General features: G+C 35.9%; 15 protein-coding genes and 2 pseudogenes. 3 read left to right on the forward strand and 14 right to left on the reverse strand.

Going from position 1 to position 21,409, the window contains the following annotated elements; genetic code table 11:
- Positions 1–37: 37 nt before the first annotated feature.
- The 8 genes from JOD29_RS16445 to JOD29_RS16480 form a co-directional block, all read right to left on the reverse strand.
- Positions 38–2,212 carry a dihydroxy-acid dehydratase domain-containing protein gene (locus JOD29_RS16445; protein WP_124766607.1) on the reverse strand — a complete coding sequence of 725 codons (2,175 nt, stop codon included), beginning with the start codon at positions 2,210–2,212 and terminating at the stop codon, positions 38–40.
- A gap of 76 nt (positions 2,213–2,288) precedes the next feature.
- Positions 2,289–3,248, reverse strand: a complete 960-nt coding sequence (locus tag JOD29_RS16450) for a 2-hydroxyacid dehydrogenase (protein ID WP_124766608.1) — start codon at positions 3,246–3,248, stop codon at positions 2,289–2,291.
- Positions 3,249–3,332: 84 nt separating this feature from the next.
- Positions 3,333–4,202: a fumarylacetoacetate hydrolase family protein gene (locus JOD29_RS16455; protein WP_192894259.1), complete on the reverse strand. Its 870-nt coding sequence runs from the start codon at positions 4,200–4,202 to the stop codon at positions 3,333–3,335.
- 27 nt (positions 4,203–4,229) lie between these two features.
- Positions 4,230–5,501, reverse strand: coding sequence for a TRAP transporter large permease (locus JOD29_RS16460; protein WP_205101716.1), 1,272 nt, complete (start codon positions 5,499–5,501; stop codon positions 4,230–4,232).
- Complete coding sequence (locus tag JOD29_RS16465; RefSeq protein WP_158610603.1) at positions 5,498–6,013, reverse strand: TRAP transporter small permease; 516 nt, start codon at positions 6,011–6,013, stop codon at positions 5,498–5,500. The genes JOD29_RS16460 and JOD29_RS16465 overlap by 4 nt, the downstream gene beginning before the upstream one ends.
- Before the next feature lie 52 nt (positions 6,014–6,065).
- Positions 6,066–7,091, reverse strand: a complete 1,026-nt coding sequence (locus tag JOD29_RS16470; RefSeq protein ID WP_205101718.1) for a TRAP transporter substrate-binding protein — start codon at positions 7,089–7,091, stop codon at positions 6,066–6,068.
- A gap of 20 nt (positions 7,092–7,111) precedes the next feature.
- A complete protein-coding gene (allD, locus tag JOD29_RS16475) occupies positions 7,112–8,137 on the reverse strand; it encodes an ureidoglycolate dehydrogenase (protein WP_239585765.1) in 1,026 nt (341 codons plus the stop codon).
- A 20-nt stretch (positions 8,138–8,157) separates the two neighbouring features.
- Entirely contained in the window at positions 8,158–8,925 is a 768-nt protein-coding gene (locus JOD29_RS16480) for an IclR family transcriptional regulator (RefSeq protein WP_124766610.1), read from the reverse strand.
- Between the two features lie 772 nt (positions 8,926–9,697).
- Here JOD29_RS16480 and JOD29_RS16485 point away from each other — a divergent pair.
- A complete protein-coding gene (locus JOD29_RS16485; protein WP_124766611.1) occupies positions 9,698–10,924 on the forward strand; it encodes an iron-containing alcohol dehydrogenase in 1,227 nt (408 codons plus the stop codon).
- A 187-nt stretch (positions 10,925–11,111) separates the two neighbouring features.
- Here JOD29_RS16485 and JOD29_RS16490 read toward each other — a convergent pair whose 3' ends face one another.
- Complete coding sequence (locus JOD29_RS16490) at positions 11,112–12,380, reverse strand: amidase (RefSeq protein ID WP_124766612.1); 1,269 nt, start codon at positions 12,378–12,380, stop codon at positions 11,112–11,114.
- Between the two features lie 490 nt (positions 12,381–12,870).
- On the opposite strand from JOD29_RS16490, the gene JOD29_RS16495 reads away from it, so the two are divergent.
- Positions 12,871–13,452 (forward strand): hypothetical protein, encoded by a 582-nt coding sequence (locus JOD29_RS16495; RefSeq protein ID WP_124766613.1) that lies wholly within the window; start codon positions 12,871–12,873, stop codon positions 13,450–13,452.
- Positions 13,453–13,603: 151 nt separating this feature from the next.
- Here JOD29_RS16495 and JOD29_RS16500 read toward each other — a convergent pair whose 3' ends face one another.
- A complete protein-coding gene (locus JOD29_RS16500) occupies positions 13,604–13,777 on the reverse strand; it encodes a hypothetical protein (RefSeq protein WP_158610604.1) in 174 nt (57 codons plus the stop codon).
- A gap of 433 nt (positions 13,778–14,210) precedes the next feature.
- Between JOD29_RS16500 and JOD29_RS16505 the strand changes: the two genes are divergently transcribed.
- The gene (locus JOD29_RS16505) at positions 14,211–15,167 is read left to right on the forward strand and encodes a 2-hydroxyacid dehydrogenase (protein ID WP_124766614.1); all 957 of its coding nucleotides are present in this window, start codon (positions 14,211–14,213) and stop codon (positions 15,165–15,167) included.
- A gap of 394 nt (positions 15,168–15,561) precedes the next feature.
- Here the strand turns inward: JOD29_RS16505 and JOD29_RS16510 are convergent, their stop codons facing one another.
- The 4 genes and pseudogenes from JOD29_RS16510 to JOD29_RS16520 all read right to left on the reverse strand — a co-directional run bounded on the left by JOD29_RS16510 (position 15,562) and on the right by JOD29_RS16520 (position 20,985).
- Positions 15,562–16,050 (reverse strand): hypothetical protein, encoded by a 489-nt coding sequence (locus tag JOD29_RS16510; protein ID WP_124766615.1) that lies wholly within the window; start codon positions 16,048–16,050, stop codon positions 15,562–15,564.
- A 650-nt stretch (positions 16,051–16,700) separates the two neighbouring features.
- Positions 16,701–17,828 (reverse strand): annotated as a pseudogene (locus JOD29_RS16515) (ATP-binding protein); the annotation flags it as partial.
- Positions 17,829–17,900: 72 nt separating this feature from the next.
- Positions 17,901–18,245 (reverse strand): annotated as a pseudogene (locus tag JOD29_RS20480) (response regulator); the annotation flags it as partial.
- The gene (locus tag JOD29_RS16520) at positions 18,232–20,985 is read right to left on the reverse strand and encodes an ATP-binding protein (RefSeq protein WP_124766616.1); all 2,754 of its coding nucleotides are present in this window, start codon (positions 20,983–20,985) and stop codon (positions 18,232–18,234) included. The pseudogene JOD29_RS20480 and the gene JOD29_RS16520, both read right to left, overlap by 14 nt.
- Positions 20,986–21,409: the final 424 nt, after the last annotated feature.

The raw sequence follows: 21,409 nt of genomic DNA on the forward strand, positions 1-21,409 counted from the left end.
ATTATTAATTACTAAATATTTCACACCAAGCAGTTCTCTAACTAGTAACCGAATACTCTGTAAATTTCACATTTGCTTCTTCTAGTATTGTTTGAGGAACGACACCTCTTGCTGCATCGGAATGATAAGTTAATCTATTACTTGCCGCAATGAGCTTTTGCCTAACTTTCATTTTTTCAATTCGTTGATTAAATAAAATTTGACGGGACTCTTCGTTTAAAAATGAAGAATTTAATTCTATTTTCCCTTTCGTCAGGGCGCTAACGTCTATCAAATTTATTGCTTTTTCCCGGATTTGCAAGAGTAATAGATCGCCAGTTTTTATATACCCAATCCCTCCACCATTAAACGACTCCGGTGTTACGTGACCAATCGCAGCTCCGTAAGTCACTCCGGAATATCTTCCATCACTAATTAATGTACACATTCGTTTTAACACACGATTTGCATTAATATGTTGCATTGGTGTAAACATTTCTGGCATTCCAAATGCTGCAGGCCCTTGACCACCAATCATGACAGTGATTTTAAGAATTTGTTCAGAAATCATATATTCAAACAACTCATGATTTTCTAACTCACTCAAATGATGATTATATTTTTCTGGAGAATTATATTTAATGATCTCTAATAGTACCGACTTATTAGGGACAGCCCTTTCAATTTTCGAAAGTAGATGATCGCTTAGTAAATCTTGATTGGCTTCATCTTCATTATCAAAATAAAGAACAATCGAAAGTTTGTTATCAAATGTATTTAATTGTTGTGTAGGCATTCCACTGATTTTTACGATGGCACTTTCAAAAAAGTTACCTCGTAAAACATCAATTCCACTAAATGGTCTTCTAGGTTGATTTAAAATAATAGGATTATTTTTAACGTTAAGAGCGGAGAGATTTGTTTTATTTTCCAACCGTTCTGACCAAGTTTGACCAGTCACTGTATATGCATTCGTATCCATTGGTACATTGTTGTTCAATAGTTCGAAAAATAAAGATTCCATTCCTCTACTTTGACCACTGCAACATTGCATAGCCAGTGAGAAAATATCTCGATCTTCCGTCAAACTATAATTGAATAAATCAGGGACAGGATATTCATTTAAAATATCTTCAATATCGAAGAGAGAAAAATCAAAACCGGCGTAAATCATAGCAGATACGATATGTATCATTAAATTTGTTGACCCGCCTGAAGAACTATGAATTCTAATTGCATTTTTTATATTTTGTTGAACTAAGCTTGAAACGCCATATTCTTCTTTGTTCAGCATGATTGAAAATGCATCTACGACTTGATTAACTTGTTGCTGAGTTGGAGGTTGAGTTAGTAACTCTACTGAAGGATGGATAAGTCCCAGTCCTGCTACTATGTGTCGAGAACTATTCCCTGTTCCATTAAATGCACAGATCCCCCCACTAGAATCACATGTTGAAGCAGCTAACCTTAACTCTAATGATTTATGTTGTTTTTTATCAATCAGATTTGCTTTAACGGCTCGTTCCAATACACCTTGAAACGCAGTGTTGGATGAGCATTGTAAAATATAACTCATTGCATCTTCAATATCTTCTGCGATTTCAGATAGATTTTGTTTTCTCGCTTCATCACAAATGATTTTTAATTCATTCACAACATCTTCTGGGATAGTTCCCCCTTGTAACACATGAGCTGGAATAAATGAAGCAATAAACGGTGTTTCATTCCGTTCTTTTCGAAGTCGATCTAAGTGTGCTAGTCCACTAACAACTCCTAATGGTTGCTTATCACACCCTTGCAGTACGACAGCTGCGTGATAACTGTGAGATTCTAATTGATTGACAATCATTTGTGCAACAGCATTTCTACTTTGTAGCGAGTAACTCATCCCTTGATTACTCTGCGCTGTACCATCACACATTACAGGAGTCGAAAAATAGAAAGGGATACCTCCATTTTCCCAAATGCGTAATGCGACATGAGATACAGTCAGAAAGTCTAAAATATGTGCAGGATGATCTGCTGAACCGCCAATGATGGCAATGCGAGGTGCATTTTTTTCTAATCTAAGGCAAATTTCTTCTAGAGTCCAAGTCGGTGTTATCGTATTCCCGTTTCTCCCCAAATACTGTTTTGCTTGGTCTAGAAGTCCTGCGACGGTAATAGGTTCATTGGCTTTCCCTTGAACTTGATCTCTATAAGGATTTACCTCATTCGTGATAACAGGAAACATATATACCCTCCCTTTAATAAGAAGCAACAATAACTCGTTTTTGGTTTTACAATCTAGAAATCTACTATCTATTTACTTAATAAATTAAGTTTGGGATTGGTTCATTTTTTGCTAATGCAATTAAAGAATTTATATTTAGTTGCATCATTGCATTTCGAGTGTCAATTGTAGCACTGCCTATATGAGGGGTTGCGACAAAATTATCTAGTTGAAGGAGATGGTGAGCATTACTGATTGGCTCAGATTCAAATACATCAAAACCTGCAGCCCATATTAAATTTTCTTTAAGAGCGATATATAGATCATCTTCATTTACAATTCCACCACGAGCTGCGTTTATTAGAATTGCACTAGGTTTCATTAATTTAAGTTGCTCTAAAGTGATAAGATTTCTCGTTTCATTAGTAAGTGGCGTCAAAATGATAATAAAATCAGATTGACTCAAAAGTGTATTTAGATCACAGTAGGTCGCACCATATTTCTTTTCGGCCTCTTCATTGCGTTTGCGATTGTGATACAAAACATTCATATCAAAACCTATGGAACGCTTTGCCACGGTCTGACCGATCTTCCCCATTCCGATAATCCCTAAGGTTTTATTCGATAGATCTACCCCAGCACCTTGGTATGGTTCCCAGCCTGTCCACTGGTTTTGTTCGATGTATTTCATATTTTGAGGTATTCGACGTGCTGTTGATAACAGTAAAGTAAATGCTAAATCTGCTGTGGCATCATTCAAAACATTAGGTGTATTAGCTCCTAATATATTGAGTTTTTTCATAGAATCAATATCTAAGTTGTTGTATCCTACACCAAAGTTTGCGATTAGTTTTAATTGTTTTGCTTTTGAGAGTGTATCGATAGCGAAAGAATCGCCACCGACACACCAAACTGCATCAACATCTTTGATTACTTCTCCAATATATTGAGAAGGAGCAGGAGTTGAAACTTCATGCCATTGAATCATTTCATAATAGGGTGCTAATTGTTGAACCATTTGCTCGGGCATTTTTCGCGTAATAAATACTTTTTTCATTTCAATCACCCAAAAGTAAGACTTGTTTTAATTTTCCGTTAATTGCACACAGAGGAATGATCTCTTTTAACAATTAACCTCTTATTATTGAAAAGCACCAACATAGTTTTTCAGTGTTCCAATACGATTTGAGCTAATCTCAATCACATCACCTACAGCTAATGTGAATTCATTATGAGGAACAATACAAGTTCCTGTCAGCAAGACAGTACCAGGTAAAATATCATTATCACGTACTAAGAACTGTACTAATTCATCTAGTGTTCTTTTTAATTGATTAATACTAGCATTGCCCTCGAATACTACTTCTTGTTCTCTACTAATCTTGCAACTAATAGATAGTTCGTATGGATCTGCGATTGATTCTGGCAAAAGAATTGCCGGACCAATAGAACAAGATTTTTTCCAAACCTTAGCCTGCGGTAAATATAACGGGTTTTCCCCTTCGATATCTCGACAACTCATATCATTTCCTAATGTGTAACCGATAATTTCTTCCCCTTTTCCAATAACTAGTCCAAGTTCTGGTTCAGGGATTTGCCAGTTTGAATCACTACGGATATAAAGCTCTTTATTTGGTCCTTGTGTACGGCGCACAGTAGATTTTAGGAAAATTTCAGGTCTCTCTGCGTCATATACTTTATCGTAGAAAGTGGTTGCATCTAGTTTCCCAGAAGTAGCTTCATAGTTTCGAGCCTCTTTACTTTTCAGATATGTTACGCCGGAAGCCCACACTTCATCTGCTTCTATTGGTACATCCAGAGAATCTTCTTCGATTGAGATTGGTGTCAGGCCATTTTCCTTAATATAATTTTCTGCAGTTGTTTCGTTTTCTTTTAGATGATAGTAAAAATCTACATAACTTTCGAAAGGAACTATATACACTTCATTTAACGTAAGGCCAATAGCTGATTGAGTAACTTGATGTTGATCGACAAATCTAATGAATTTCATAATATCTCTCCCTTTTAATTCAATGTTTTATCTAAACCAATTTAAAGGTACTAACACAATATCTGGGAAAATAACCATCAAGAATAGAATGACAATTTCTGCAACTAAAAATGGCCAAATTCCTTTTACGATTTGTCCCATACTTATTTTTGCTATTCCGGCCCCGACGAACAATACGGTTCCGACTGGTGGCGTAATTAAACCAATTGATAAATTTATGACCATCATAATCCCAAAGTAAACTGGATCAATTCCTACACTTGTTGCAATAGGAAGTAATACTGGTGTAAAGATTAATACTGCAGGAGTCATATCCATTACAGCTCCTACAAATAGTAACAGTACCATCATAAGAAGCATCAAAATAATAGGTTCTGAAGAAATACCAGTTAATAAGTTAACTAACTGATTCGGAATTTGAGCAACTGTTATGGCATACCCAGTGACAGTCGCAGCAGCAGCTAAAAATAACACAACCCCTGTCGTTTTTGCAGTTGAAAGAAATACTTCAGGTAAATCTTTTAACTTAATTTCACGATATACAAAACTAACTAATAATGCATAGACGCTGGCAAAAACCCCTGCTTCAGTCGGTGTAAATACGCCACCTCTTAAACCGACAATTAGTAATACTGGTAACAATAAAGCTAGAAATGCTCTCTTAAATGCAACCCATTTTTCTTTCAATGTTGTTTTATTAAATTGATTTACTGATTCCTTATTTAGTAGCTTCCATAATACTACTAGCGTTAAAGCAATCAGAATCCCTGGTGCAATTCCTGCCATAAATAATTGTGAGATTGAAACCCCACTCGCTACTCCAAATAAAATTAATGGAATACTTGGCGGTAAAATTGTTCCTAAAATCCCTGTTGCTCCTAATAAACCTGTACCACGATTAATGTCATATCCATTGTTTTTCATCATGGGGATTAAAATTGCACCTAATGCAGCAGTATCTGCCACAGCAGATCCCGATAATCCTGCAAAAATCAACCCCGCTATGATCGTTACATAGCCTAATCCACCTTTAATATGACCTACAAATGCCATAGCAAAATCTACAATTCTTTTTGAAACCCCACCAACATTCATAATTTCACCAGTTAGAATGAAGAATGGAATCGCCATTAAGGCATAGTTGTTTGCTCCTTTGATAAAGTATTCTCCAATGATTTGAGCATCTAGAATACCCATAAAGTACATCATGACAATTCCACTAACTAACATGGCGAATGCAATTGGAACACCAATAAATAGTAGAACGAATAGAGCTAGTAAGAAAATTAAAGCCATCATGAGTTCTCATCCTCCTCCACTTCAGTTTTTTTAAACCATTGAGGAGTATAAGTTCCTTTGAAAAACTGATAGGTTTGAAGAATCGTGATCATCACAACCGCAATCGCACATACCAATCCTGCAAAGTAAAGTAAATTTACTGGTAAACCTGTAGCAGGACCTAAAATTCCAGCATTCATCTCGATTAGCAAAGTTAGACCATAGAGGAACATGATCATGGATATACAAACAATTACGTTAGAAAGAATATATAAGATCTTTTGTACTGGTTTTGGGACATTCAGTACTACAACATCGACAATAATATGTTCTTTATCGCGATATGCTAGTACTGCCCCTAAAAATACGAGCCAAACAAAAAGATAACGAGCCAATTCCTCAGACCAAACAATCCCCGAATTAAATAAATAACGAAGTAGTGCATTCCCAAATACAAGGAGAATTAAAAAAGATAAAATCACTCCAACAATTGTTTTCAGAGTTAGATTGATATATTTTGAGATTTGCTCCATCGATTCACCTCTTTTAAAGGAATTCAGCATAGTTAGACTATGCTGGATTAAATCATTTATATTTTTCTACAAGTTCAAAGTATTCTTTACCCCAATCCGTATTATTAATGACATTGTCATGAATTGGTTTTACAGCTTCAACCATCTCGGCCTTAAACGAATCTGATGGTACAACAATTTCAATTCCATGATCAGCTAAGAATTGTTTTGTTTCATCAACAGATTGAGTCAATAAATCCCACTCATAAGCAGCGGCTTCTTTAGCAGCATCACGAATAATTGTTTGCTGATCTTCTGGTAAACTATCAATAAACTTTTGATTAATAAGGTAAACATTTGGGCTAAACATATGGTTACTTTCTAATACATGGGATTGAACTTCATAGAATCCAGATTCTTTTAAAGTGGCATAAGGGTTTTCTTGCCCATCAATTACTTTTTGCTCCAGGGCTGTAAATACCTCAGATAATCCCATTGGTTGAATACTTACTTTCATAGCATCTCCAAACTTAAGATAAGTGTCCATATTAGGTAGACGTAAACGCAACCCTTTCAAATCATCCATAGAACTAACTTCTCTATTTGATGAAATGACACGGAATCCATTTGCAGTCACAGCCAATGTTTCAACTCCAAATTGTGAGAAGGCATCTCCAAGGAATGTCCCCACGTCTCCTTCAAATGCAGCTTTTGCATGATCGAAATCTTCAAAAATAAATGGTAATTCCATTGCTCCAATTTTAGGCTCTGCATTTTGCATACCCATTCCGGAAACAGACATTTCAATTGTTCCGTTACGAACCCCGTTTGTATATTGCTCTTCATCACCTAATTGAGACGAAGGATAGATCTCAACATCAATGGCTCCATTTGTTTTCTCTTCCACCGTTTTTTCGAACTTCTCAACTAAAGCAATATGTTGCGGATGTGTTTCAGCGTAATAATGGGCTACTTTTAATTTTAATTCACCAGATTCACCTGAAGTTGCAACACTTTCTGACGAGTTAGAATTTTGCGAACAACCAACAAGCAAGGATGCCATAACTGTACCTAATACAGCGAATTTTAACTTTTTCATTAGTTTTCCCCTCTCTCAAATTAGCTTTTTAAGTAGTTAATAATCGTTTCAGGTAATGGTATTCCGTCTTTAATTCGTTGTGTTGATTTATTATTTTCTGGTTCACCTGGTAAAAGAACATTAGAGAATCCCGGAGCCGGCTCTAAACTATGAATCTCTTTATAGAGTTGATCAATATTATTTAAAAAGTAATCCATTGATCCAAAGAATTTAGGATCTAACACAATGAAGATAATTCCTAATTCTCTATGTTTCGTTAAGTCTCCATACATTGGTTCAATATGCGGACCAAAAGCAGCACCAACCAGAATTCCCGATAAAATATCTACCATTAAGCTGATACCATAGCCTTTAGGTCCACCAAAAGGTAATAGAGCTTCAACTTTATTTGGATCGTCAGTCGGATTTCCGTCTACGTCTACTCCCCAATTAAGAGGTATTTTATTACCGCGCTCTTTTTCAACTAAAATTTTGCCCATTGCCACATTACTTGTAGCCATGTCTAAAATAATAGGAGGATTATTTTTAGCAGGAACACCAAAAGCAATCGGGTTCGTTCCTAAAAAAGCATCTTTTGCACCAAATGGAGCGACAAAACTATCCGTATGCGCCATCGCAATTCCGATTTTCCCAGCCTTTGTAGCAAGTTCCATATAGTAAGAAAGGGCACCGCAATGACTGCTGTTAAAGGCTACTCCTACCCCTACCCCTGTTTTTGAAGCGTTTTCAATTGCCTGTTCAATTGTTTTTTTGGCAATCACGTGGCCAAAACCATGGTCACCATCTATTTTTGAAACGGAGGAAGAAACGTTTTCTACCGTGATATTTGGATTCTTTTTAATTCCTCCATGTTTGATACGATTAACATAATGCTCAGTTCGAATAGCCCCATGTGAATGAACACCACGTAAATCAGCATGTACTAAAACGTCACTAACAATTTGTGCATGTTCGTCAGGAACGTTTTGTTCAAGCAATTTGTTTGCAATTAATGCGTGAAGCTCTTCTTTACTCACAATAACATCCTGGATTGTTGATTGATTCATTAAACATTTCTCCCTTTTTTTTAATCTTTTGGCCAATAACCTAGACGATGTGATATATTCATAGCTAGCTCTTTTACACCTTGAATGTAATTTTCAGCATCTAAATTAAACTTACTAACCGCAAGCGAAATACTAATGGCAGCTACCATTTTGTGTTCTAAGCCATAAATAGGTGCTGCTATACAAGTAAGTTCCTCGCTTACTTCCCCAACCTCTTGGAAATATGAGTGTTTCTGTGCAAATGCTAGTTGATTTTTTAAATCCTCTAAATTATCTACCGTATCTGCAGTAAGTTTTTCAAACTCATAGCCTTCATATAAGGTTTCTAGCTCTGATTCTGTTAATGAACTTAGTAGAACTTTTCCCATTGCTGTTGAATGAGCAGGGAGAATGGATCCAGGGTTTGTAGATAGCTGAATTGTATTTTTAGCTTCTACTTTAGATAAGTAAACGATATTTTTTTGTTGTAATACTGACAGTTGGAAAGTTTGAGATAACTCTTTGACTGCTTCAGAAGCCAACAATTTAAACTCATTCACAAGATCAGACTTTTGAACATATCTAGCGCCAAAGTAGCCGATTTTGTATCCAAGCTCAAACGTATTATCTTCATTCTTCTTTAATAGTCCAACATCAGTTAACGATAACAACAAAGAATATACCGTACTCTTATTTAACCCTGTTAATTTGATTATTTGAGCTAGAGTTAATGCTTCTGAACTTTCTGCGATTATTTCTAAAACACTATAAATCTTTTCTACTGCAGGTACTCGATAATTTGTACTCATTTAAATCACCTATTCACACTTTTTGTTCTCTATACAGAACTCGATTTCATACAGAGAACTTATCTCAAATATAAAAACTTTACAAATAAATGTCAATTGCATTTTTCAAAAAAAATAATCACGAAGTAGAATAAAATATTTATTTTGAAGAATTTTACTGATACTACTATAGTTTTTGAACGTATCTTTTTAATAGGAAGTCTTTTACTTAAAATTACATATACAAGTTATATAACGATACTTCTTTGTTTAGAAAAAAAATAATAGTCTGAATTTTTTAATTGATTAAAAGGGTTTTTTGGTTTAATTTATGGGTAATCAAATTAACCGTATAGTAAATCTGGAGGTGAGAGAAGATATAGTGAATTTTTAGTGCATAGGTTTATGTTTTTTTTAAAATGCGAGCCTATTAATTCATCATATTGAAATAGTATTTTTTCAAAATTGTTTAGTAGATAAAAATTTAAAAGTTCAAAATCTCAGTGGGGAAATTACCGTGGGATTGATCGTTACATTTGGGGAAGATACCTTGAAAACGAAGGTAATAATTACACACAATTGTCATTTATTGCAATGAAATTATTAATTTCCGGATCCCATTTGATTAGTGAATTGTATAGTAATTCTTTATGTCTACCACGACTCGGAAAATAATTTTCTTAATCGATTGAGGGAAAAATTTTATGTTATTAAAATACAAATCGGCTAATATAAATGACTAATATGTAAACTGCTTTGAGATAAATATTATTTATGAGAGGATGAAATTTACATGCAAACTTCTTATCAATTGTATATGCCTACTAAAGTAATATCGAAAATAGGAGCTTCAGAGGAAGTCGGTGAGATTTTACTAGCTCATGGATATAAAACGATTTTGCTCGTTACAGACAAGGGGATCGTGAACTCAGGGCTACTAGAAAACATCGTTCAATCTTTAAATAACGGGAATATTGAATACAAAATTTTCAGCGACGTAGAACCGAATCCCAAAAGTGCTACCATTACAAAAATTATAGACCAATATAAGGATTTCAATATCGATGCCGTTCTAGCAATTGGTGGAGGTAGTAGTATTGACACCGCCAAAGCCGTAGCGGTTATGTTGAAAAATGAAGGAAATATACTAGATTATGAAGGTGTAGAGAAAATCCCAAATGAGGGCGTCCCTCTAGTGGCAATCCCGACGACAGCAGGAACCGGGAGCGAAGTCACAGCATCAACGATTATTACAGACGAAAATTCTTTATTCAAAGTAGCGGTGATCAGTTCAAAAATATTCCCGAAACTAGCAATTCTAGATGCCCAATTAACGCTAAATTGCCCGAGACATATTACAAGTTCTACAGGGATGGATGCACTAACTCATGCAATCGAATCTTATTTATCAAAACAAAAAAACCCGGTAAGCAATGCGATCGCTCTGCATGCTATAAAGTTAATTGAGGAAAATATCAATAGAGCCTACTACTATGGATCAGATATCCACAGTCGAGAAAAAATGTTAGAAGCGTCGATGTTAGCAGGTTACGCATTCTCCCAAACAAGATTAGGAAATGTACATGCCATCTCTCAAGCTTTCGGTGGATTATTCGACATCCCCCATGGTGTAGCGAACGCAACCATTCTACCTTACATTATGGAATACAATTTACCAGCAGCGGTCGATGAATATGTAGAAATTTCAAAGGCATTAAATGTTTATGATCCACACCTTTCAGCTAAAGAAAATGCTGAAAAAGTCGTGAAAAAGATTAAGGAAATGAATAAAGAATTAGAAATACCAATGTACACAAAAGAACTTGGCGTTAATTTAGACCACATCGATCAAATTATTAAAGACTCCATGCGAAGTGGGAATATCTTGGTTAACCCACGATTAACTACAGCAAAAGACATCGAGTATTTAGTACGCCTTTCTTATGATGGCGAGGTACCGATCCCTCTTCCCGCAAGTAAAAATAATGCAGTGAAGACGGGTTCACTCGCGTTTAACTAAATTTAAGGGACAGTAGGGACAGGTACACTGTCCCGCTTTTCTGCAAGTAAAAATGGCTGTGTATTACCGGTTCGCGTTTAACTTAAAATAAATATTGAAACACAAGGCCCATCTATTAATTCAGATGGGCCTGTATTTGCTAAGTGGGACGAGGGACCTGTCCCCGTTGTCCCAAGATTTTGATCCATTACTTCCCCACTTTTTCCATCTCGTTTAGTAGCAAATTAGTAACTTCTATTAATTTTTTATCTGTATGGGGTTTCGTTGCAAACATGATACTGATAGGTAAATTATTCTCAGCACTTCCATATGGTATCGTCAGCAAAGGCCCTCCTAACACGGTCCAAGGCGTTGTGAAAAATGGACTTCCAGTTGTTTGTAAATCTTTAGGTGCAGTTGTGTCAGCTGGCATACTGATAAAACAATCGACATTGTTCGTTTTCCAAAACTCCTCTTTTGAACGATTTATTAAACTTAAAGTAGCTAAATATTTTTCTTCTGAAATTTCATGTCCCTCAAACACCAAATCTTTGAAATTTTTGCTTAATGAAGTTTGATTTTTATTGACAAATTCGTAATATTCTTGTGCCGCTTCATACGCGATGACCGTTCTATGCCATTCTATTAGTTGAGTAAAAGATACTTTAGGGGAAACCTTGATAATTTCACACCCGGCTTCCTCAAGTTCACGTTTTGCAACTTCAAATACGCTTTTTACTTCATCCTGAGCAGTTTCATATAAAGGATCTTCTATTAAGCCGATTTTATATGTTTGAACATCAGCCTTAGGTAATGTCTGTAATTCACCTAATGGCAAATAATCTTTTAAAAATAATAAATCATCTAAAGACTTCAGAAAAAACCCAACCGTATCAAATGCTGGTGATAAAGGAACGGCGTCTGTGTATGGCTCCATTTTTGTAGGTTTAAATGCAACGACACCGCAATAAGCTCCTGGTCTGCAAACAGAGGCTGCAGTTTGTGTGCCTAATGCTAACGGAATCATCTCTGCAGCTACAGATGCTGCGGAACCACTACTCGATCCCCCAGGTGTATGATGAAGATTCCTCGGGTTTTTCGTTGGAGCAGGATCCAACCAAGCATATTCGGTCATATGTGTTTTTCCAACGACGATAGCGCCCAATTCTTGTAAAAAATCTATGATACTAGAATTTCTATCTGCCCCTTCTCGGTTTTCCCAAACTCTACTTCCAACTCTAGTAGGCATTCCTTTAACATCCATATTATCTTTTACACCAATCGGAATCCCATGTAATGGTCCCCTAAATCTCTTCTCACTCGCCTCTACCGTGTATTCCTCAGCTAATTTGATTGCTAAAGATTGATCAAAATACGCCCAAGCTGAAACTTCCTTCTCCAACTTTTCGATGTTGTTTAAATAATAATCAAGCAACTCTTTTGGTGTGATCTGTTGATGTTGAATCGCTTCCGACATCTCTCTAAGTGACTTAAGTTGAATAGTAATCTCCTCCTAAAAGAAATAAAGGTGTCATTTTAAATACTAGTAATACACTATTCATAACTAGATTCGAATAGAATAATTAAAAAATACTCAATATCGATTGAATTGGATGATAATTTCGATACTATATTCACATGATTTAAAAGAAATTAAATAGAAAAACATGATTTATTGTAATAATGCGTGAATATTGGGATAGGCTCTTTTATTGGGACGAGGAACATGACCAAGTAATTTACAATTATGTAAATTATGATGGTAAGTTATTTGCAAATTTTATTAAACTAGTATAATTGAAAATGTAGGAGAAACCATGTATGTACATCACTTTTAATCAAAACCCACATCCCCAATTCCCTCAAAATGGAAAGATTATGTCTGACCAAGCTTTTCGTATTTATGATAAAATCAATAGAACGAATATACACAGCTAATCCTAATATTAATAAAAGGAGGCTAAATAATGTCTGATCGTGAATTATTAGATCAAATTCTTCAGAAAGTAAATATGATTGACCAAATATCTCTGAAAGTAAATGAGATTGACCAAATATCTCAAAAAGTAAATGAGATTGATCGAATAACTCAGAAAGTTAATATGATTGATGAAATATCTCAGAAGGTAAATGAGATTGACCAAATATCTCAGAAGGTAAATGAGATTGACCAAATATCTCAGAAGGTAAATGAGATTGATCAAATTTCTCAGAAGGTAAATGAGATTGATCAAATATCTCTGAAAGTAAATGAGATTGACCAAATATCTCTGAAAGTAAATGAGATTGATCAAATATCTCTGAAAGTAAATAAGATTGACCAAATATCTCTGAAAGTAAATAAAATCGAGGGAACACTGGAGACTGTGCTTCAAAAACTAGATGAAGTAACAGAACTAGTTGCAAAAAACAATGAACAACTATCGATAATTAAAGAACAAACTGCCTCGAATTCCGAATTAAAAGCCCCTTTAGATGCAGTAATTGCAAAAGTAGAAGACCTCGAAACAGATTTAAAAGTTGTAAAGAAAGCCATTACGTCTAAGTAAAAATAATTTTAAAATTAATAAATAGAGGCTCTACCAACCATTAATGTTTGGGGCAGCCTCTTTATTTTGGGACAAGGGACCTGCCCCCCTGTCCCAAAATAAAAAGACACGCACTCCACTATGCATGTCCTAATTGCGTATATTCAAAAAGCTAGTCCCTAGCATTAAGTGATGCGTACTCATCGACCTTCACTTGTCCATACACATTCCTTAGTAAATCCTTTAATTCTTGGAGTAACTCATCTGTCGTAATATTTTCGTTTCCACGACCGACGCCATACTCTAAGATCTTTTTATACTCTTCATATAAATCCACGGTAACCACTATCATTGCCTCCTACAATCTTACTATAATTTCATTAGCTAATTACATTTTACCAGATAATTGTAAAAATTACATTACATTGTAATTACGGTTTCAATTGAATATAACAAGCTTTCGACAAAAATAAAAAGAGCCTCCGAGAAAGAGACTCGAATGTAAAGAAATTGTTTGATTATGACCTTTTCTGTCATATTTTGATTTTCAACCCAAAGGCGTATCGAAGTACATGCCCTAGATAGTACACGCGAAAAAATAATAGCACCTTATCAAACCAACCTATTTTCCTTCACTAAAAAATGGTAAACTATGTGTAAAATAATAGTCTTTATATTCTCACAATTCATGTCGCACGACGTGGAGGAACCCCCCTCATTTATGACCAAAATGGGACAAGGAACCTGTCCCCGCGTCCCACTCAGAAAGGAGCTCCAAAATGAAACCAAAAGTGATTGTCTATAAAAAAGTAGATCAGAAGGTACTAGATTTTATAAAGACGACGTGTGATGTTGCATACTTTGAAAAACTAGATTCTAAAAACCACCCAAAATTTCTTCATGAGCTTAAAAATGCACATGGCCTATTGGGTTCAGGTTTAAAAATCGATAAAGAATTATTAGATCAAGCGCCACAGTTAAAAATAGTGTGTAATACTTCTGTCGGCTATGATAATTTGGATATTGAAGAGTTATCTGCTCGAGGGATTATGGCTACAAATACGCCGGAAGTTTTAAACGATACGGTGGCAGATACGCTTATCGGTTTATTATTAGCGACGGCGAGAAGGATCCCTGAAATGCATAATTTCGTGAAGAATGGCAAATGGAAATCCATGATTGGGGAGGAATTGTTTGGCGTTGATGTTCATCATAAAGTGTTAGGGATTATCGGGATGGGCGCAGTTGGAACGACAATTGCCAAACGAGCGCATTTAGGATTCGACATGCAAATTTTGTATCATAATCGCTCTAGAAATGAACAAGCGGAGAAACTTTATGGCGCAACTTACTGTTCACTCGATGAATTACTAAAACAATCAGACTATGTATGCTTAATGACTCCGTTAACACCGGCTACCGAAAACATGATCGGAAAAAGAGAATTTGAGTTAATGAAAGAAACAGCCATTTTTATCAATGGATCAAGAGGGAAAACGGTTGATGAAGAAGCTCTAGTCGATGCTTTGAATTCCGGTCAAATTCTGGCTGCAGGGCTCGATGTATTTGTTGAAGAGCCTGTCCAACCCGACCACCCATTACTATCACTAGAAAATGTCGTGACATTACCACACATCGGCTCCGCTACCTATGAAACTCGTTTGAAAATGGCCATGTTAGGCGCAACGAATCTAGTGGCTGGACTACAAGGACAAACACCACCAAACTTGATTTAGGGTGCAAGTTCTCTTTTGTTGTACAAACTAAAGAGCATGGCGATTTCTTTAAAGGAAATTTGCCATGCTCTTTCTATTTCTTTGTAAATGATAAGCGGAGAATTCAATCGATGTACATCTTGATAGTTTAAGAACCACAAATAACGGAACAATTTTCCCTTAATATATATTTTAGTGGCTTATGAAGCTCATATAAGGGAATAAATTTCCGTTATCTGCTCTAAAACAAAGAAAAACCAATCATTTGAACAAGATAAAGGAAAAACCTTCCCTTATTTCATCGAAAATTGATGCATTTTTCTATTTAAGGGAATTTTTTTCCCTTATTCTTCAAACAAGTAAGCTGAGTGGGACGAGGTACCTGTCCCCGCTGTCCCATCATGTTCCTCGGTCACTAAATGGATAGTTTCCTATTATGAAATTGATAATCCATCAAAGCTAATTCGGCAATATCGTCCTCAGTTAAGATTGGATGATTAGCAATCGAATACTCGAATTGTTTATTGACTACTATCGCGTCAAACGCTTCTTTTTCCGATAACTCTTTATTAATGAATGTAAATTCAAAGTAGAATTCTCCTATTAGTACTTCTTGTAGTTGATTTAAATAATGAATTCCCTCATCTAAGATTCGGTATTTACCTTTCTCCACTCGCTTAAGATAATTTTTTTCTGTAAGGGTAGATAAAGTTCCATCAATAAGAGCTCTTGTATCACTCACTTTACGCTGCTTCTTAAGGTTTTTCCAAAGCTTAAAATTCTTAACAAGCCTCTTTTCTAAATCGGCATTCGTCACTACAGCATAATCCATTTCATGTAGATACTTTATTTCCCTTAAAAACAAGTAATACTTTTGAGTATTAATAAAAGTTGTATTTTCCAATATTAATCGCCCCTTTAGAAAATATTGGCTTTTCCTTTCTATCATAAGATTTTGGTTTGATAAAAATGAAGGAAATCCAAAATAATCTTAAGAAAAACTAATAAAATTATTTAATTGATAACAATTCATTAATCGCTTTTTGGATCCCTTTGAAACAATTAAATAAGGGACGGTTGGTACACTGTCCAACCGTCCCTGTTTAGGAACATAAGCGAAGTATTTCCGTCTAATGTATATTTTGATAGTTTAAGAACCTCAAATAACGGAACAATTTTCCCTTATTATATATTTTAGTGGCTTAAGAAGCACAAATAAGGGAATAAATTTCCGTTATCTGCTCTAAACAAGGTAAAATCCAATCATTTTAACAAGATAAGGGAAAAAAATTCCCTTATTTCATTAAAAATCTATGCATTTTTCTATTTAAGGGAATTCTTTTCCCTTATTCTTCAAACAAGTGCGCTGAGTGGGACGAGGGACCTGTCCCCGTTGTCCCAAAACGAATTTTTCCCCTCATTTACCAAACAAGTGAGCAAGTGGGACGAGGGACCTGTCCCCGTTGTCCCAAAACGAATTTTTCCCCTCATTTACCAAACAAGTGCGCTGAGTGGGACAAGGGACCTGTCCCCTCTGTCCCACTCCAAACATCCCTACTCTCCCACCCCAAACCTCACATAAAACGTTGTGCCTTCGCTGCCTGTTTGGATGTCGATTTTGGCGTGGTGGCGGCTAGAGATGGCGTAGCATACGCCGAGTCCTAGGCCGGTGCCTTCATCTTTAGTAGAAAAGAAAGGCGTGCCCAGTTTTTCTAGTACGTCGGGTTCGATTCCTGCTCCTTGATCTTGCACTGCCAGGACTACCGCATCCTGTTCTGTATAGGTGCGGATGGTTAACAATTTTCCTTGATCCATCGCTTCCAAGCCGTTGCGATATAGGTTTAAGATTAATTGACGAATTTCATTTCTGTTTAATTTCAAATTAGGAATGTCAGTCGTTTCTAATTCAAACTCTTTATTTTGGTTTAACGCATTGGCCAACAGTAAGGGACTGAGGTCGTGTAAGATGGAATTTAAATTTAACTCCTCTAAATTAGTTGTTCTTGTGTTACCCATGGACAGAAATTCGGTAATAATGGCATTCGCACGATCAATTTCCTCGATCATTAAAGTAAAGTAGTCATGGAATTTGACACACTCATCATTTGTTCTTAATAGCTCCAAGAAACCGCGAACCGTCGTTAATGGATTGCGAATTTCATGACTAATCCCCGCTGCCATTTGGCCGATTAAATCGAGTCCCGACAAACGCTTCATTTCTTTCTCATATTGCTTCTTTTCCGTAATATCTTTAAAAAAACAACAGATTCCATCTTCAAATGGATAAACCCTTACTTCATACCATATGGATTCATTAAGAGATGAAGGCGTTTCGAAATGAACTGAAATCCTTTCTGACATAGCTCGATGAAACTCGTCATACAACTTTGTATGAACTGCATTCGGGAACACATCCCAAATGTTTTTACCTACCACATCAATTGCCTGTGCATAATCTGCAAAAACATGGTGATGATTCGCGTAAATATATCGCCAATTTTTATCCACTGCCGCAAAACCATCTGTAATACTATCGACAATACTATTTATTTTTTTGTTGGCAGCTGCCAGTTCTTTCGTTCGCGCATTGACCTTATCTTCAAGGAGTTGCTGGTGTTCAAGTAGCTGTATCGTTAATAAATCTTTTTCTGCCTCAAGTTTTTTTCTAGCTTGTATTTCATTTTCAAGCTCCCGATTCTTCTGTGTAAGTTCATCCCTAGATTGTTTTAAAGAAATATGGGTCTTTACTCTCGAAATCAGTTCCATTCGGTTAAATGGTTTCGTGATATAATCCACTGCGCCCAAATTGAACCCTTTGACAATATCCTCCGTCTCACTTTTGACTGTTAAAAAAATAATGGGGATATTTTGATATTCCGGTTTGGATTTAATCGTCGCACATACTTCATAACCATCAACCTCAGGCATTTCAATGTCTAGCAAGATTAACTGCGGGTGGTTTTCTTCAAGGAAGCGATACACCTCATGAGCATTCTGCGCAATCCCAAGCTCATAACCACATTCCGCCATGATTGTAGCCAAGACCTGAATATTATTCGGGTTATCATCAACTATTAATACTAAATTATTGTTTTCCATTTGAATTATCCTCTAATAGTAGTTTTTCAATAGATTTGATTTTGTACTTAATGTTAACAATTTGATAGGATTCTACATAACTCATTAATTCTTTGCCTTCGGAGATGAGTACCTGCGATTGATGTGCTTGTCCTAAGGTCATCATTTGCTCTGCTAATGTTTTTACAACGCTAATAATCACGCCAGATTTTAGTTTTTTTAAGATTGGATTCAGCTGATCCCTTACATCCATCAACACGATAGGATCTAACATTTCACTAAGTAATGAATCCTTCCGATGGGTGTTGGAATTCGACCCCGTTTTTGTTTGTAAGAACGATGATACTGTATCGAGTATCTGGCCAATATTGACGGGCTTCATTAGATAACTATCAAATTTACGAATTTCAGGAACATCCTGCGAAACCGTTGCACTCAAAGCGATTACGGGAATATGCGATATGACCGGGTTTTCTCTCAGTCTTGTAATCGCTTCAAATCCATTCATGACAGGCATAAACAAATCGGTGATGATTAAATCTGGCTTCTCCATTTCGCCAATTTGAAGTGCTTCCAATCCATTTTCAGCCACAAGGACACGACTTCCTGTTTTCGAAAGATATTCTTCTAATAAGGAGCGGTTCGTCTCGATATCATCTACGACTAGAATCGTAGTGCCCTCGAAATTGTATTTACACAAGAACGAGTTGTCCAAATGTTCAGGTAGTGGATCAAGGTCTGTGATTTCGACATCTGTAAATTCAACATGGAACGTACTGCCTTTGCCAACTTCACTTTCAACCGTGATTTTTCCATTCAGTATTTCTACTAATTTTTTCGTAATCGACAGCCCTAAGCCAGTCCCACCGTATTTTTTAATACTCTGTCCTGAGATTTGGGTAAACGCCTCAAAGATCTTTTCCTTTTCCACCTCAGGTATACCAATGCCTGTATCTTCAACAAAAAGGTGAAGGTTGATCAGGTTCCGATCGCCTGTATTCGAAGGCATTGCTTTAATTGATAATTTGATATGGCCCTTATCGGTAAACTTAACAGCATTGCCTACTAAATTCAGCAAAATCTGCCTCATTCTTACTTCGTCAAAAACGATACTTTTAGGGAAGTCATCTGGTATATCCACTTTCATTTCAATCTGTTTGCTGTGAATAGTTTGAATGAACATACTTTCTATCTCCTTGAAAATCGATTGAAGGTTGACTGGTTTATGGTGTGGTTCTATTTTTCCAGCTTCAATCTTAGAGAGATCGAGAATATCGTTAATAATTCGTAATAAACTATTCCCTGAGGTATTAATCGTTTTAATATAGTTTTGTTGTTTTTCATCCTCAATGGAGTTTTGTAACAATTCACTGAATCCAATAACTGCATTGAGAGGTGTGCGAATTTCATGACTCATATTCGCGAGAAATTCGCTTTTCGCCTCATTCGCTTTCTCTGCTTCAATTTTAGCATATTTTAACTCTTTATTTGCTTTTTCAATTTCAGTCGTTCGCTCTTTTACGTTTTCTTCCAAATGATGAATATGTTTATGTAATTGTTCAGCCATGTGATTAAAAACAAGGGATAGTTTCCCAATTTCATCATTTTTGTAGATGTTGGCCCTTTGTAGCAGTTCCCCTTTTGAAAATTTCTCAGCTGTCAGGCTTAAATGTTGAATCGGTTTTAAGATCACATCTGTCACTTTTTTATAAATCAGCATCGATAAAAGTAAGGCAATAATCGATAAAATAATCGCTGTATTGATCTCCTTATTAATTTCAGCTAAGAATGGTTGATCAGAAATGGCGGTAATGATGACCCAATCTACTCCATCTTTTTTGTAATCAGTTAATTTAATATGTAGATTCCCGTGATCTGTTTTTGCGATGGTTTTATTTTCTGCTGTTTTTTGATAATGTTGATAAGCTTCTAAAACGGTGTTGTTTTCAATGGAATTAATTGAAATTCTTTTTAACGTACCATCTGATTGTTTTTCAAACGATTGATTATTAAGTGAAGTCGCAACCAAATTACCTGTTTTTCTTTCTACGATATAAGCCGTTGCCATGCGATCTTTTAAGATTTCTTCCAAAAAATCATGTAGGCTGGACAGTGTAATCCGCGCTCCTAAAACACCTTGTAGCGTACCATCATCGTTAAAAAGTGGGTAAGTATGGGAAAGAGCTAAATCATCCCTTACAAAATGCTTATATAGGGGCGCATATAGGGGGTGACCGGCCTCTTTTGTTAAGAAATACCAAGACCTTGCACGCGGGTCGAACTTCCCATAATCCTCCACAAAATCGCCTTCTGTCATGTCCTCAGCCACTGAATAATATAAAGAATGTCCATGTGTTTCGTCATTGCTTCGATAGAGTTCAATTTCATTATGTTCATTTCTCCGTGCACCATAAAATGCGCCGTTTTCTAAACCATAACTCACACTGTAGATGTTCTTGTTACTAGATTGAATGGCATTGACTAAAAAAGCATCTCTTTCAGATGGATCTTCTATATCAACAATCCCATTCTCAATAAGGTTGTGATTAATTGTATTTAAATTATTTGGTAGATAAATAAGATGATCAATTTCTTTTAAGATTTCTTTATTCGTGGCTTTCTCCATTTTTAAAAAAATATTATCTACAGAAGTCTTCCAACTAGAAAAAACGATATAACCAATGATTAAGAGCGTACTCACCATTAACACAATGAATGAAATGATAATAATCCGCCTTATTGAACTGTCCCTTTTCCCCATGCAACTTTCCCCATTCGCTTAAATTCAATATCATAATTATGAATAAAATAACAGAGGATTGCAATACCCGGGACAGGGGGACAGGTACATTGTCCCTTTCTAAAGGAGAAACTAAATTTGTCTCTCCGCACCTTTTGTCACAAATAAAGGCCCACTTCCATTGATAAGTGAGCCTTTGTAAAATATGGAATTCTTTCAATCTAATATCGGGACAATGTACCTGTCACGCCCACCTTTTACCACAAACAAAGCTCAATTCTGGTGAAAAGTGGGCACCTTGGAAAATACCGAATTCTTTCAACCTGATATTGGGACGCGGTACCTGTCCCGAAGTCACTGAAAAAGTGCCTTTTTTTGAAAGAGTTTTTTTGATTCAAGCACATATTTTACGTAAATTATCAATTTCGTCGATGAATCTCGAAAA

This window comes from Lysinibacillus composti (assembly GCF_016908465.1).
GTDB lineage: Bacteria > Bacillota > Bacilli > Bacillales_A > Planococcaceae > Ureibacillus > Ureibacillus composti_A.